A 14,618-nucleotide genomic window follows, 5' to 3' on the forward strand; every position below is an offset into this window, starting at 1 on the left:
GCATCGTCGGCCTAACGACGAGAGCTCCGGGGCGAGACAGCGACCATGATCGGCTCGCTGCGCGGTGCGCTGCTCGACAAGGATCCCTCTGGCGAACTGCTCATTGAGGTTGGCGGGGTGGGGTATCGCGTCACGGTTGCCCCGTCGACGCTGGCTGGCGCCGGAGCGATCGGCGAGGAGTGCTTCGTTCACGTGCACCATCACGTGCGCGAGGACACCTCAGATCTCTACGGCTTCCCCCAGCTGGACGAGCGGCACTGTTTCGAGGCGCTGCTCACCGCGCACGGTGTCGGTCCTGCCCTCGCCCTTGCGGTGCTCAGCCACCTCCCGCCCGACGAGCTTCGCCGTGCCGTCGCCGCTGACGACGCAGCGGCGCTCGAGCTGGTGCCCGGCATCGGCGCGAAGACGTCCAAGCGCATGGTGCTCGACCTCAAGAACCGGTTGGGCGTGCCTGAATTGGCGATCACGGGCACGCCCGCGGGGTCGGGGGGCGGAGCGGCCTCTGCTGCCGCCGAAGTCCGCACGGCGCTCGCACAGATGGGCTTCGGGCCCGCCGAGGTGCGAGATGCAATGGCAGCCGTGACCGCCGCCGCCGCAGCCGACGCGGACGCCGACGTCGCTGCTCTGCTGCGTGTGGCGCTGCGGGAGCTCGGTCCCCGATGAGCGCCGAGACAGCGCGAACCGAGGCGTACCGACGCGAGGACCGCGTCGATCGATCAGAGCTGACGGACCCCGTGCGCACTCCAGAGGACGACCGCAGTCCCGACGAGGAGGCCAGCCTGCGGCCGCGCACGCTTGACGAGTTCATCGGTCAGCCTGAACTGCGCGAACACATCACCATCACCTTGCACGCCGCGGTCGCTCGCGCTCAGCCCCCCGACCATCTGCTGTTCGCCGGACCGCCGGGCCTCGGCAAGACGACCCTCGCCGGAATCATCGCGGCAGAGCTGGGCGCAGTACTGCACATCACCTCGGGGCCGGCGATCGAGCGTGCCGGCGACCTCGCTGCGATGCTGACGAACCTCGCCGACGGCGATGTGCTGTTCATCGACGAGATCCATCGCCTGCCCAAGGTGGTCGAAGAGGTCCTGTATCCGGCGATGGAGGATTTCGCAATCGACATCGTGCTCGGCAAGGGACCTGCTGCGCGTTCAATCCGCTTTGATCTGCCGCGTTTCACGCTGGTGGGTGCCACCACCCGGACGGGTCTCATCTCTGGCCCGCTGCGTGATCGCTTCGGTCTCGTCGAGCGGCTCGACTACTACTCCGCCGATGATCTGGCCGCCATCGTGCGACGGGCGGCATCCATCTTGGGCGTGCGCATCGATTCCGAAGGTGGCGCAGAGATTGCGACGCGCAGCCGGGGCACGCCGCGTATCGCGAATCGGCTGCTGCGCCGAGTCCGTGACTACGCCGAGGTGCGTGCTGACGGAGCCGTCGACGCCGCTGTGGCCAAAGCAGGCCTGGCGGTATTCGGAGTGGACGACCTCGGTCTCGACAAGGTGGACCGGGCGATCCTCGACGCTCTCGCAATCACCCACGCAGGCCGGCCGCTGGGACTGTCCACGCTGTCGATCACGGTGGGCGAGCAGGCCGAGACCGTCGAGGACGTCTATGAGCCGTTCCTCATCCAGCAGGGACTCGTTCAGCGCACCCCCCGCGGACGCATCGCCACCGCTGCGGCATATGCCCACCTTGGCGTCGCCGTTCCACTGTCGCTCGAAGCGCTCGCGGAGCCGCGCGACGAGCGAATCGAGGCCACCCTGTTTGAGCAAGCTTCGCCGCAGCCCGAATCCCAAGCTGCGTCCGGTGGCGAGCCCGAATCGGGGTCCCCCGATGAGCCAGCGCAGGCGTCTGGGGCCAAGTCGGAGTCCGCGCCCGAGCGTCCGCAGACCGACGAAACGCCTTGGTGACGTTCCGACATATCTGGACCGCGCTTGCGCAGGTGCCGCGAGGCCCGACGTAGCCTCGCCGGGCGATGACTGCGCCGCGGCTTGCGATGTGCCAGTTCGACTACGAGCTGCCGGCTTCGGCGATCGCCCAGGTGCCGATCGAGCCTCGAGACGCGGCCCGCCTGCTCGTAGATCGCGGTGCTGACGCAGCGCCGGATCATCTGACGGTGTCGGATCTGCCTTCACTGCTGCGCGACGGGGACGTCGTCGTGCTGAACGAGACGCGTGTGATGGCGGCCCGCCTTCCGCTGCGCAAGTCCAGTGGCGGCGCTGTCGAGGTGCTCCTGCTGGAGCCGCTCCCCGCCGCGGAGACAGATGCGGTTGGCGCAGGTGAGGGTGCGTGGTCAGCATTGGTGCGGCCGTCTCGACGCGTTCGCGACGGGGCCGAGCTGAGATCGGACCGCGATCCGTCGCTGCGAGTGCTGATGGGGGCGCGGCTCGACGATCAGCGGCGAGCAGTGACCGTTGTCGTGGGCGACGCACCGCTCGTCGACGCGTCCGACGCCGCAAAGCTGGACCGAGCGGGCGAACCGCCGCTGCCGCCCTACATCGACGCTGCGATTGCTCGACGCGGTGTGGCCGATCTCGCCTCGGCGAGCTCGGCAGTCGACGTCTCGCCACACGAGGCGCTGCTGGCGCGGTACCAGACGGTGTACGCGCGCACGGGTGCGTCTGCAGCCGCGCCCACGGCTGGACTTCACCTGACCGAGTCATTGCTGGCAGACGTGCGCCAGCAGGGCATCGAAGTGGTCACCGTTGATCTGACCGTCGGCCTGGGCACCTTCGCTCCGGTTATCGCCGAGCACGCTTCGCAGCACACGATGCACGCCGAACACTTCAGCGTGCCGTCGGCGACCTTGCGAGCCTGCGGGGCAGCGAAGCGAGTGGTGGCGGTCGGCACGACGACGGTGCGGGCGCTCGAATCGGCAGCGAGGATGCGCTGCGATGCAGGTTTGGGGGCGTCGTCGGGTGCAGTGTCGGGCCGCACCGATCTGTTCCTGCGGCGCGGCGACGAGTTCAGGGTGGTGGACGCACTGCTCACCAACTTCCATCTGCCTCGCTCGTCACTGCTGTTGCTGATCGATGCCTTCATCGGGCCCCGGTGGCGTGGGTTGTACGAGTCGGCATTGGCGCAGGGCTACCGCGTCCTGTCTTTCGGCGACGCCATGTTGCTCGAGCGAAGCGGGCGGTCATGAGCGAGGGGGCACGGCCGGCGGCCCGCTTCGAGCTGCTCGCTTGCGACGGTGCGGCCCGGCGAGGGCAGGTAACGACAGCGCGCGGCACGTTCCAGACACCCGTGTTCATGCCGGTCGGAACCCGAGGTGCGGTCATTCATCTCGATGCCGGCGACTACGAATCGCTGGGGCTCGAAATCGTGCTGGCCAACACGTACCACCTCATGCTGCGTCCGGGTGTGGATACCGTCGCCGCGCTCGGTGGCCTTGAGGGCTTCACGGGCTGGGGCGGCCATTTCCTCACCGACTCGGGCGGCTTTCAGGTGATGTCACTGGGTCGCCGGCCTCGCTCGGGTGCCGCCCCAAGCGGTCGCTTGGCCAAGTCCCGAGTGGACGACGAGGGCGTCACGTTCCGGTCGGTGTACGACGGCTCGAAGGTCCGGCTGACCCCCGAGAACGCCGTCGACGCGCAGCGCCGATTGGCGTCGGACATCCAGATGGCGCTCGACGTGTGCCCCGAACTGCCGGCGCCGCCCGAAGACGTGCGGCTGGCAATGGAGCGCACGCATGCGTGGGCGGCTCGTGCCAAGGCCGCCATGGAGGCGGCTCGGAGTGATGCTGTCGCCATGGAGGCGGCTCGCGGTGACGCCACCCTCGGCGGTCAGGCGCTGTTCGGCATTGTGCAGGGAGGCAGCGACCCGCAGATGCGCCGCCACAGTGCGGAGACCCTGGCGGGCATCGGCTTCGACGGCTACGGCATCGGGGGCCTGTCGGTCGGGGAGACGCGCACCGAGATGGAACCTGCGTTGCGGGCTGCGACCGACGTCCTGCCGACAGATCGACCGCGGTATCTCATGGGCGTCGGCGACCCGGCACGGATCACCGACGCCATAGCGGCGGGGGTGGACATGTTCGACTGCGTCCTGCCGAGCCGCCTGGCTCGCCACGGCACGGCGTTGACGCCGAAGGGCCGGATCAACATCCGCAATGCACGGTTCGCCCGCGACGACACACCGCTGGATCCGGCGCCAGAGCGCCCGGGCGGGCGCTTTTCCCGCGGCTACCTGCGCCATCTCATGAGCGTGAACGAGCCGACCGCGGCCCGCATCCTCACGCTGCACAACATCGCCTACCTCGTTAGCTTGGTAGCGGAAGCTCGTGCTGCCGTCACAGCGGGCAGCTTCGAGACCTTCCGACGCCAGGTCAACGAAGTCTGGTCCTGAGACGCTCGCAGGGGCGACAGGCCGGTACGCTGGCCCGCCGTGCTGGCCGCTGGCCGGCCGCAGCCGAGTGCAATCCATCCCGGAGCGGCTCGGTGAGCGAGAACCTCACGTACCTCTCGGTGCCACTGCCGACACCGCAGCCCTGTGGAGCAACTGATGAACGCCGGACTTCTGCTGCCGATCCTGCTGATCGTCGTCCTCTACTTCATCATGATCCGGCCGCAGCAGAGGAAGATGAAGGCACGCGAGGCCATGATCCGCAGCGCGGACGTCGGCGATGTGATTGCCACCGCTGGCGGAGTGATCGGCAAGATTGTCGCCATCGAGGAGCCCGGCGACGTCGTGTACCTCGAGGTGGACAGTGACGTCGAGCTGCGGGTGCAGCGTCGAGCCATCGGCGAGATTCTCGCCCCCGCGCCGGGGGTCGCCGACGCTGACTCGCAGGACATCGCCGACGCCGACGACGCGGACTGAGTCCCGCACGCTCGCTTGAAGGCAACGATCCCGGCTCGCCGTCCATTCTGAGATGCGACGATCGCAGATTATTTCGCTTCTCTTGGCGATCTTGATTGGCTTCGGCGCGCTCGCCGGGGTCTTGGCCGCGGGCTGGACTCCGGTTCTGGGAGTGCAGCTGCAGGGCGGTGTCGAGGTGCTGCTGCGACCGACGTCACCGGCCGACGACGAACAGTTGGACCGGGCGATCGAGATCATTCGCTCCCGCGTCGACGCGCTCGGCGTCGCCGAGCCCGACATCACCCGCCAGGGCGAGCAAGTCGTGATTCAGCTGCCCGGCGTCAAGGACAAGCAGCGCGCGGTGGACCTCGTCGGGCAGACAGCCGAACTGCGCTTCCGGCCGGTGCTGCACACGTTCGGCCGCTTCGACGAGGCCGAATTCGGATCTGCGCGGGATTTTGCGGATGCCTACAACGAATCGCTCCAACCCGAGTCCACCGAGGATGCTGTCGAAGACATCGAGCTCGATCAGATTCCGACTTTCACGCTTCCCGAAGATGACGTCGCCGACTCGGCGGTTGTCTTACCCGGGCGTGGCGAGCCCGTCGGTTACGTGCTCGGTCCGGCCGAGCTCACCGGCGAGGCAGTGGCCGAGGCGGCGGCCACGTTCAACAACGAGTGGGTCGTCAATGTCGACCTCACCGACGAGGGCTCGGTCGGCTTCGACGCGATGGCAGCTCGCTACTTCGGCCAGCAAATCGCCATCGTGCTTGACGGCGTCGTCGAATCGGCCCCGGCCATACGAGCCACCGAGTTCGAGGGCCGTGCGGTCATCTCGGGGACCTTCGGCGAGGAAGAGGCCCGCGACCTCGCGGTCGCGCTGCGATTCGGCGCATTGCCGGTCGAGTTCGAGCAGGACGACGTGCGGACGGTATCGGCCACCCTCGGCGAGGGGACGCTTCGAGCTGGTGTGATCGCCGGCATCGTCGGGCTGATCCTCGTCGGTCTGTACATGCTGGCCTACTACCGGCTGCTCGGCGTGGTTGCCATTATGAGCCTGGCCATCAGCGGCTCGGTTCTGTGGTCGCTCATCAGCTGGCTGGGCGAGAGCCGCGGCCTCGCGCTCACGCTTGCAGGCACCACGGGCATCATCGTGTCGATCGGTGTCCAGGTCGACTCGAACATCGTCTACTACGAGCGCATCAAGGAAGAAGTGCGCCGCGGCCGGGCGGTGCGCTCGGCGGCCGACGCCAGCTTCAAGGCCGCGTTCTCCACGATCGTGTGGGCCGACCTCGCCTCGCTCATCGGCGCTGGTGTGCTGTACCAGCTGACCAGCGGCACGGTGCGGGGCTTCGCGCTCTACCTGGGCTTGGCCACGCTCATCGACCTGGCGGTGTCGTACTTCTTCATGCGACCGCTGGTGGTGTTCGTGGCTCGCAAGCTTGTCGCCGAGCGGCCCCGCCGCTTGGGCGTTTCGCCGCGCGAGCCAGACCTCCCGGTAGCTGTTCCGACAGGAGGATCATTGTGATGGCGGCGCTGAGGACCCTGTATCGGGGTGAGAACAGCTGGGACTTCCTGCGTGTGTCGCGCAAGGTGCTCATCGGCTCCGCGGTGGCGGTGCTGATCTGTGTCGTCGCATTGTTGGCACGCGGACTGAATCTGGGCATCGAATTCGAAGGCGGCTCGGTGTGGGAGGTGCCGGTGCCGGCGAGCGCGGACGGGGCCGATGTGCCCGCCAGCGATCTGCCGACGACCGAGGACATCGCCGAGGCCGCTGACGCTGCCGGTGTGCCCGATGCACGGGTGCAATTCGTCACGGTCACCGGCGCGTCGGACATCTTCCGGATTCGCGGTGTGCTCGGACCGGGCGCGAACGCGGCCGACATCGCGGATGCGTTGTCTTCCGTTGTCGGCGTCGATGTCGGGAGCCTTTCCACCCGGCAGGTGAGTCCGTCGTTCGGCGACGAGGTGGCGGGCAAGGCTCGCCGTGCGCTGGTCGTGTTCTTCGTGCTGATCGCGCTGTACCTGTGGTTCCGCTTCGAATGGAAGATGTCGGTGGGAGCGCTCGTCGCTGTCACCCACGACATCCTGCTCACCGTCGGCGCCTATGCGGTGTTCGGCTTCGAGGTGACGCCGGCGACGGTGGTCGCGTTCCTCACGATCATGGGCTACTCGCTGTACGACACGATCGTCGTGTTCGATCGGGTCAAGTCCAATGAGCGATCGCTGCCGGCTCGCAGCCACTTCACGTACCCGGCACTTGCGAATGTCTCGCTCAATCAGGTGCTCACTCGTTCGATCAACACCACGGTGACGTCGGTGCTGCCGGTTGTCTCACTGCTGATCGTCGGCGCGGGCATCTTGGGCGCAGGCACGCTGGCAGAGTTCGCAAACGCGCTGCTCATCGGATTGCTCGTCGGCTCGTACAGCTCGCTGTTCGTGGCGATGCCGATGGTTGCGTGGCTGAAGAGCTACGAACCGCAGTGGGCTTCTGCACGCACTGCCGCCGAGGCCGCAGGCCGCCACGACACGATGGAATCCGCCGCACAGGCGCTCGCAGCCGAGAGCTATACCCGCACAGCCCAGCCTCGCCCCCGCAAATTGGGCCGCCGCCGCTGAGCCTTCGCCGGCTCATGCACTGCCCGCGCTGCGTGACGCAGCCGCCGGGTTGACAAGTCGGCGAGCATACAGTCGATTGGCGACGAGTATGAACCGAATAGATTAGTGCCACGCGCCGTCGGCTAGCGGCGTGGGTTTCGGGTCGCCGGTTCGGAAGCAGGCACAACATGACGATGACGGATCGTCCACCGCAGCGTCGCACCGGTGCGCGGCCTCGGCGAGATGGTCCGTCCCGACCCATTCCCAGTGCGTCGCTTCGAAGCGGCGACACGGGGCCGCCCGTCGCGAGCTTCTTGGCCGTGGTTGCCACATTGGTATTCGTTGCTATCAGTTTCTGGCTTGGCAGCCGAGTCGAGATCGGGATACTTGACACCGGACGCGAGGTTGACTTCAACACGCTCGGCTACATCGTCGGCTGTTTCGTCAACATCGCAGTGCTTTACCGATTCTTGAAGGCCGACGGCAGAGCGCGTGCCACTCGGCGGTATTCGGAATGGCGCTACTTCGGGGCCAGAAAGGCCGTCAATATTCTTGCGTTTGGGAGCTGGTCGCTCGGGGCGCTGCACTTGCTCTTCTGGGCACGGGATCTGACGAGACCGTGACGATAGAAAGCTGGGCGCGTGGCCGCGGCGGCACCGTTGTCGTCACCGTGATGCTCGGCCTGCTGGTGTCAATTGTGCCTCTGAGCTCGAAGGCTGCGGCGCAAGGGACTGACGCATCCGGGTATTCGCCGTGCCAACCGGGCCAATCGATCGATTTGCTGGTGATGATGGACGCCTCCGGCTCCCTCCACGAAAGCGCTGGGGTCGACCGCGACGGCACCAAGCGCAGAACGGCCTTGCGCGACTTCCGTGCACGGTTGACGGACCTTGTGGCGGGTCTGCATGGCGGCGACGCCCCAGAGATACGGCTGGGGCTGTGGAGGTTCGACACAGCGGCTCAACAAATCGTGGGTTTCGAAGCTCCATCGCCTCAGCACCCATCGAATTCCGAGATCGAGAACTCGCTCGGCGACCCAAACGATCTCGGTGGCTTCCTCGTTAAGGGTCGGCACACCGACTACCTGACAGCGCTGCGGGGGGCAGAGGCAGCATTCGGGGACAGTGCCCCGGGTGCGTGCCGGCTGTTGTTGTTCTTCACTGACGGCATCTACGACCCGACTGGCGACCCTTCGCTGCAACAGGCCGATCAGCTTCGTACCGAAATCTGCGCAGACATCAAGCGGTCGTTCGAGACATCAAATGTCGACACTTACACGATCCTGCTGGGGGATCAGTTCCGCAGCGCCGGACGTCCCTCGGATCCTGATGAGCCAGATGCCATCGGCCGCGAGATGGCGGCGGCTTCAATGCAGATCTTGCGCGCTCTCACAGGTGACGCTGATTCGCAGCTTGTACGCGGCCTGCCCTATGCGAGTGGGTTCGACTGTGCCCAATGGAGCGACGAACAGCCTGCCGACCGTGACGGCGCGATCATCGCAATTGACGATCTCGACCGGCTTGCCATCCAGCTGCTTGAGGTGGCTGATGTCGCCGCCAACAGCCTCGTCGAATGGTCGAACTGCGGGCTTGCCTCCATTGACGACCGCCGTTCGGCGCCTCTTCCGGCGGGCAGATTCATCGATTCGATCGTGGCGTATCCGCGCGCCACCTCGATCGAGGAGTACGAGATCGTGACGGTTGGTGGTGTGACCCGTCGTGGTGCTGGCAACGGAAGCGAGCCGCTCCGCCTCGCTAACGCAGATCTCGCAGGTCTCGAATCGGGCTGGACAATTGAATTCGTCACGAGCGGAGGAGACGGCGGAATCGACGTCGCTTGCTACATCAAGCAAGCTCGCAGCGACGTTCCGAGCGAGACCGGCCAAGTAACCAATAGCGAGGGACAGCTGCTGGAGCAGGTGGAGCGCAGCGAGTTCGGACCTGACTCGCCGCCGCTGGAAGTGCTCGTGGTTGCAGAGGCGCCGCTCGAGCTTTGTGGAGCGGCCAGCATGGAGCACTTCGCTTGGCCTGATGAGCGAGTGCAAGATTGGTTCTGCCGTGACGACGGCACCGTGGTATTCGAGCTCGAGCCGCTGCAGTGCCAAGAATCCCATGACCTAGCGGCGCCGCTGCTGGCCGAATTCGAACCGAAGCACGCCGGCACACTCTTCGGTCCGCGGCAGCTCATTGTCGTGTCCCAAATCGACATCGATGGTCCCTCATCCGTGCTCTATGACTGTCTCGGCGCGCCGGTGTTGTCGTGCGCCGGAGCGGACGCACAAGAGGCGTTCATTGCATCGGACGGTGACGGCACGCAGGGCGAGCTCGATGCGCAGGAATCGCCGACTCGACCGCGGCGTATGCGCGTCGAGCCCGTCAGTCTGGAGGTGCCGCGCGAGCGCCTGAGGGGCGATGCCGGTTGTGTCGTGTTCCCGCCGACCCGCGGCACCGCGGAGGTGGAATTGTTCTGGCGCCACGACGGCTCGGCAGGTCTTCCGGGCGACCTCGACTGGCGCTTCGACGGGGAGTTCCATGGCGAATCGAGCAGCGGCACGGTGCACGGCGACGGCGCCACTCTGTTGCTCGGTGTCGAGGGCGAAGCCCAGGGCGTGACATTGCACTTCGTGACTACGGACGAGCTAGAGAACGGTGATTGGGAAATCGGAGGCGTGATCACGCTGGTGCCGTCCTGGGATCTCGGTGACAGCGATCTCCAGGCCGGAGCAGATCGCCAAATGGCTGAACAGACTGTCGAGCTACGTGTCGATCAGAATTACTTGGCGCGGAGCAATTCAGCATTGGCCTTCTGGCTGACGCTATTGCTGCTTGTGCTCAGCATCGTTGTCAGCTACCTCCTCTTCTGTGGCGCACTCGTGCTGAACATGAGCCTTCCGGACCCGATGGGTTTCTGGATGTACCGAGCCGACGTCCCCGTGGACACGGATGCGAGGGGAAGACCCTCCCTCGGCTCGGGCGCCCGCAGTGCAATAACCGCTGCGGACGGCCAGCGAATCGGCGGCTTCGCCAGCCGGGGCGGACGCGGAAGACGCTGGATGGCGTGGGAGTGCGCTGGACTGCGAATCACACTCCGTCGTTCTCCTTGGCTCTGGCTGCCTGGGCTCCTGCGGGGCGCTTGGAGTGAGGTGCGCTCCGACTTGAACGAGCCCATGGCCGTACGGCCTGCGACGAGCCGTCGTTCCCGACGGACGGTAACAGCAGCAGCTGAATTCCCGGCCCTCATTGCCGTCGGCACGCCTCGCCGATCCCCCGATGGAGAGCATGTCGCGTCGAGCTGGATTGCCCTGCCACGGCACGGCCCGAGCGCAGACATCGAACGGGTCGATGCTCGAGAGGTTGAGGGGCTCTTGGTGCAATCGGCATCCGGAGCGCCGGGCGATGGCCCTGGCGAACCGCCCGGTCCCGCCGAGGGAAGCGAGGGTCCCGATGCGGGCGGGACGCCCCCGCCCCGAAGTCCGCTTCGATCAGGTCCGACGCGAGGTTCGACTACCGCAAGCGACGCAGAATCTCGGTCGTCGCGATCTCCGTCAGGCGGCGCAACCGATCGTCGCGGTGAACGGTCGCCGCCCCCCCAACGCCCAGACCGGCCGCCGCCGCGGCCGCGCTAGCCCGATGATCGATCCAAACGCTCGAACGCTGTGTAGTCCGTCGCTGCACAAGGCGACGGCCAGCAACACCACAACGGTGAAACCGAACCATATCCACCTTTCAAACGAGGACTGAGATGTACAGCAAGTTTCTGTTCGTGGGTTTAGGCGGATCCGGCGGTAAGACGCTGCGATTCCTGAAGCGCGAAATTCTGCGTTGGATGGCAGCACACGACGCAGATCGCGGGATTCCCAACGGCTGGCAGTTCCTGCACATCGACACACCGGTTAGGCCCGACGGCGACGAGATCGACGATGTGGCTGAGCCGCTGGCTGCCGATGAATATCTCGGGCTGATCAGCGCGGGCATGGATTTCAGGGCGTTGCAGAACATTCTGGATGGCAACCCGAGACTGTGGCCCGAAATGCAGACGTGGCGAGTCGAGCCTGCGGGGCTCAATGTCGGCGTGCAGCTTGGAGCGGGCCAAATGAGGGCCGTGGGTCAGACGGTCGCGATGGCGTACGCCTTGCGCATCCGGCAGAAGCTCGAAGAGCGAGTGCGTCGCATCACCGCGCCTGGAGCACGTGGCGAGATCGGCGAGCTCTACAAAACCGTCACGGGGCAACAAGCCGACCCGGACTCAAACATGTACGTCGTTGTCGTGAGTTCGCTCGCGGGTGGAACCGGCGCGGGGCTGCTCAATCTCGTTTGTGACATCCTGCGCGGTCTTGAGACCCCGGCGGGGGACAACATTTTCGCGCTGCTCTACACGCCCGAGGTTTTCCATTCGCTCGGAGGCGCCGCCGTCGGCGGCGTGTACCCAAACAGTCTCGCCGCCATTTGCGAGATGCTCAGTGGCCAGTGGTGGCAGGGCAGCGACATCGGTTCACCGAATATCGCTGCGCCCAAAGAAAGTGAGGTCTTGCGGCAGGCAGGCTTGCCCAATGCTCAGGTCCGCAGCGGGCCAACGTACCCCTTCCTCGTCGGGCGAGTGGGCCAGGGCGGCGTCGACTATGGCACCCCTGACCGCCTCTTTGAGATGACTGGCCGCTCGTTGCTGTCGTGGGTCAGTGACAAGGTCGTTCAGGCACGGTTTGTTGCGTATACGGCGGGCAACTGGGCGAATTCGGCTTCCTCGCAGCAGCAGGGTGAGATCCTGGTCGACCAGGGCGAGCTTCACGAGAGGGGTTTGCCCTGCTTTTCTGCGCTCGGATTCTCGCGTCTGTCGGTCGGAACGGAGTATCTCGAGTGCTATGCGCTGCAGCGGATCGTCAAGGACGCGCTCGGGCACCTGTCGAGGTACCACAGCGATTCCGACGAAGCGGTCCAGGTCGGGCGCGAACTCGCGACCGAGGACCCCGACGTGATCCTCACTCAGCTTGCAAAGCACCATCTACCGGCGTTCTTGCGGCAGGCCAGCTTGACCGAACTTGGACCTGACGACAACGAGATCGTTGACGATTTGCGTCCGCCGGAGCACGCGCAGCTCCGAGAAGAATTCGAACGCGAAGCAAGAGAGAGGTGTGGCCTTGACGAGAGCCATCACCTCGAAGCCGAACGATGGCGATCGACGCTGAGCGAGGCGATTGTTGCGGCTCAGCAGTCGTACGAGCGCAAGTACCAGACAAGCCTCGCTGCGTCGACGTTGGAGTGGATTCCCAAAGTCAGCCAACAAGTCGTCGGCAGCGTGGAACGATGGGTTGCCTCCCACGGGCTGCTTGTTGTAGCGGAGTTGTGTCGCCATGCGGCCTCGTACTTGGCGGACGAAGTTCATCAGGACCTGACGGACAACGATGTTGATCGGCAGCGGACGTGGTCCCGTGACTGGGGGACGGCGATCAACGAGGCGCTCGACGGGATGCGAGGCAAGGTCGCCAATAACGACGCCCGACTCGAAGAGGCCTTGCTCGACGGGATTCACTGGGCCGCCTTCGCAGGTGAAGCGCTTGTGAGCGAACGTGCTGCGGCATTGGCTAGTGATGTTGCCGAGCGAGTGCTGCGGCCCATCGCTCGTGCATTGCGCGAGGCGCATGCGAGCGCAGAGATCGACGCGGCGAACATCGCGACGTGGGTTTCCTGGGACAACGAGCCGCCGCCAGACAGCGTGCGCCCTCCGGTTGGTGATTTCCCGCTCGTTGACCCTGATGACTATCCCCAGACATTCGCCGACCTGTTGTCACGCGATGTGGGGACGACCGATCGCATCCAGGAGCAGCGCGAGAGAGCCCGGAGCATCGTTATCTCTGGCAATTTCCGCGAAGGTTCGGCGATGGGCGCTGACGCGGAACTACTCAAGTGTGCTCGGATCGAACGAGACTGGTGGCCTTCCGCTGCAACAGCAATTGGCGGCTCGCACTCGCCAACCGAGATCCGCATTTCACTGGGAACATCGCGCGGGGAACTGCTGACGAGAACTAGAGCGTGGTTGCGACGTCCCGGCTCGGCATGGGCTCGATACCTAGGAATGACGATTCGGAGCTTCGTGGGCACCACTGATGCCCACGACCCGCTGGGCCTCAGTGAGTCGGAGGTTGGCAAGAATCGCAGCAGACTGCTCAATCAGCTCGGCGAAGCTGTGTCGGCCGCGGCACCACTCGTCAACCTCGACGCGAACCTCGTGGGCCTCGTCCACCCCAACGCTGCTCAGGCTTCGCCGCGACTCCAACTCAGCTCGGTTCCGCTCGAAGCACACGCGGTTGAAACGGATATTCGCGCTCGACTGGCCAGATCAGGTCTGAATGACGACGACATCGACGGGTTGCTCTCCAGCGACGCCTCGATTAAGCACATCGACATCACGAGCGCGCTCGCCGCACCAGTCTCAGTACTTGTTGTTGAGTCTCTGCTGCGGCCCATCGCCGAGCGGTGGTACCAGTGCGACACACCGACCCGGCGCAAGGACTTCTGGACGCGCCGCCGCGCGCAGCCGCTCGACTCATTTGTACCGGTTCCGCAGGCGCTGTTGCGCTGCATGGTGCGGGGTTGGTTCACGGGTCGCCTGCTCGGTCGGATCACAAGCGACGGCGACAGTTACATGATCTACAGCACTCGCACGCGGGGACCAGCCGCGTTTCCGTCCAATTTCCTGTCGGTCGCCCGCGCAAGTGGCGAGCAAGACAGTCTCGCCTTGGTCTTGGAATCGCTTGCATTGGCGTACGTCGATGTCTGTCGCACCGGGACATTGGACCCACTCCTGCCCTATGTCGCACTGCGAGAGTTGGGCACGGCCGTCCCAAATGGCGCGCTGCACAGCTACGAGTCGTTGGCGCCCGCGCTGGCTGACTGGGCCAGCACCGGGCGAAGCGTCTTCGTGCTTGACGGCGACATGCCGCTCCTCGAGCACGTTGACTCTCCGTACGACACCGACTCCGAAGTCGGCCGGCTGAGGCGCATCGCAGACATCTGCCGGAGGACATTGGAGAGTTACGGGTCTAGGCACAGTGAGCATCTCCAGCGCTGCGAAGCATCTCCCCATGCGCTCTCAAGCGCACCGCATTGGGTCGGTTTGTGGGACAGATTCATGAGGCCGGCACTCAATGACCTGATCCAGGCCTCCGAATTGCAGGCGGACGGGTTGGAGCATCGCGAGCCGGAGCCGTTGATGTGAATCGC

10 protein-coding genes are annotated in these 14,618 nt (G+C 65.6%); all 10 read left to right on the forward strand.

Annotation, left to right across the window (positions count from 1 at the left end; translation table 11 throughout):
• The first annotated feature begins 45 nt into the window (after positions 1–45).
• The 10 genes from ruvA (at position 46) to ACQY5K_RS19440 (ending at position 14,613) form a co-directional block, all read left to right on the forward strand.
• On the forward strand, positions 46–663 hold the full coding sequence (gene ruvA / locus ACQY5K_RS19395; RefSeq protein ID WP_428118861.1) for a Holliday junction branch migration protein RuvA: 618 nt from the start codon (positions 46–48) through the stop codon (positions 661–663).
• Positions 660–1,913, forward strand: coding sequence for a Holliday junction branch migration DNA helicase RuvB (gene ruvB, locus ACQY5K_RS19400; RefSeq protein WP_428118864.1), 1,254 nt, complete (start codon positions 660–662; stop codon positions 1,911–1,913). Before ruvA ends, ruvB begins: the two co-directional genes overlap by 4 nt.
• A 65-nt stretch (positions 1,914–1,978) precedes the next feature.
• On the forward strand, positions 1,979–3,148 hold the full coding sequence (locus ACQY5K_RS19405; RefSeq protein WP_428118867.1) for an S-adenosylmethionine:tRNA ribosyltransferase-isomerase: 1,170 nt from the start codon (positions 1,979–1,981) through the stop codon (positions 3,146–3,148).
• Positions 3,145–4,350 (forward strand): tRNA guanosine(34) transglycosylase Tgt, encoded by a 1,206-nt coding sequence (gene tgt / locus ACQY5K_RS19410; protein WP_428118870.1) that lies wholly within the window; start codon positions 3,145–3,147, stop codon positions 4,348–4,350. Before ACQY5K_RS19405 ends, tgt begins: the two co-directional genes overlap by 4 nt.
• Before the next feature lie 156 nt (positions 4,351–4,506).
• Positions 4,507–4,824, forward strand: a complete 318-nt coding sequence (gene yajC, locus ACQY5K_RS19415; protein WP_428118873.1) for a preprotein translocase subunit YajC — start codon at positions 4,507–4,509, stop codon at positions 4,822–4,824.
• An 82-nt stretch (positions 4,825–4,906) separates the two neighbouring features.
• Positions 4,907–6,331, forward strand: coding sequence for a protein translocase subunit SecD (gene secD, locus ACQY5K_RS19420; RefSeq protein ID WP_428118876.1), 1,425 nt, complete (start codon positions 4,907–4,909; stop codon positions 6,329–6,331).
• Positions 6,331–7,422, forward strand: a complete 1,092-nt coding sequence (gene secF / locus ACQY5K_RS19425; protein ID WP_428118879.1) for a protein translocase subunit SecF — start codon at positions 6,331–6,333, stop codon at positions 7,420–7,422. The genes secD and secF overlap by 1 nt, the downstream gene beginning before the upstream one ends.
• Positions 7,423–7,721: 299 nt before the next feature.
• Positions 7,722–8,024: a hypothetical protein gene (locus ACQY5K_RS19430; RefSeq protein WP_428118882.1), complete on the forward strand. Its 303-nt coding sequence runs from the start codon at positions 7,722–7,724 to the stop codon at positions 8,022–8,024.
• Positions 8,021–11,026: a vWA domain-containing protein gene (locus ACQY5K_RS19435; protein WP_428118885.1), complete on the forward strand. Its 3,006-nt coding sequence runs from the start codon at positions 8,021–8,023 to the stop codon at positions 11,024–11,026. The genes ACQY5K_RS19430 and ACQY5K_RS19435 overlap by 4 nt, the downstream gene beginning before the upstream one ends.
• A gap of 116 nt (positions 11,027–11,142) precedes the next feature.
• A complete protein-coding gene (locus ACQY5K_RS19440) occupies positions 11,143–14,613 on the forward strand; it encodes a tubulin-like doman-containing protein (RefSeq protein WP_428118888.1) in 3,471 nt (1,156 codons plus the stop codon).
• Positions 14,614–14,618: the final 5 nt, after the last annotated feature.

The sequence above is a fragment of the Candidatus Poriferisodalis sp. genome (genome assembly GCF_965262965.1).
GTDB lineage: Bacteria > Actinomycetota > Acidimicrobiia > Acidimicrobiales > Poriferisodalaceae > Poriferisodalis.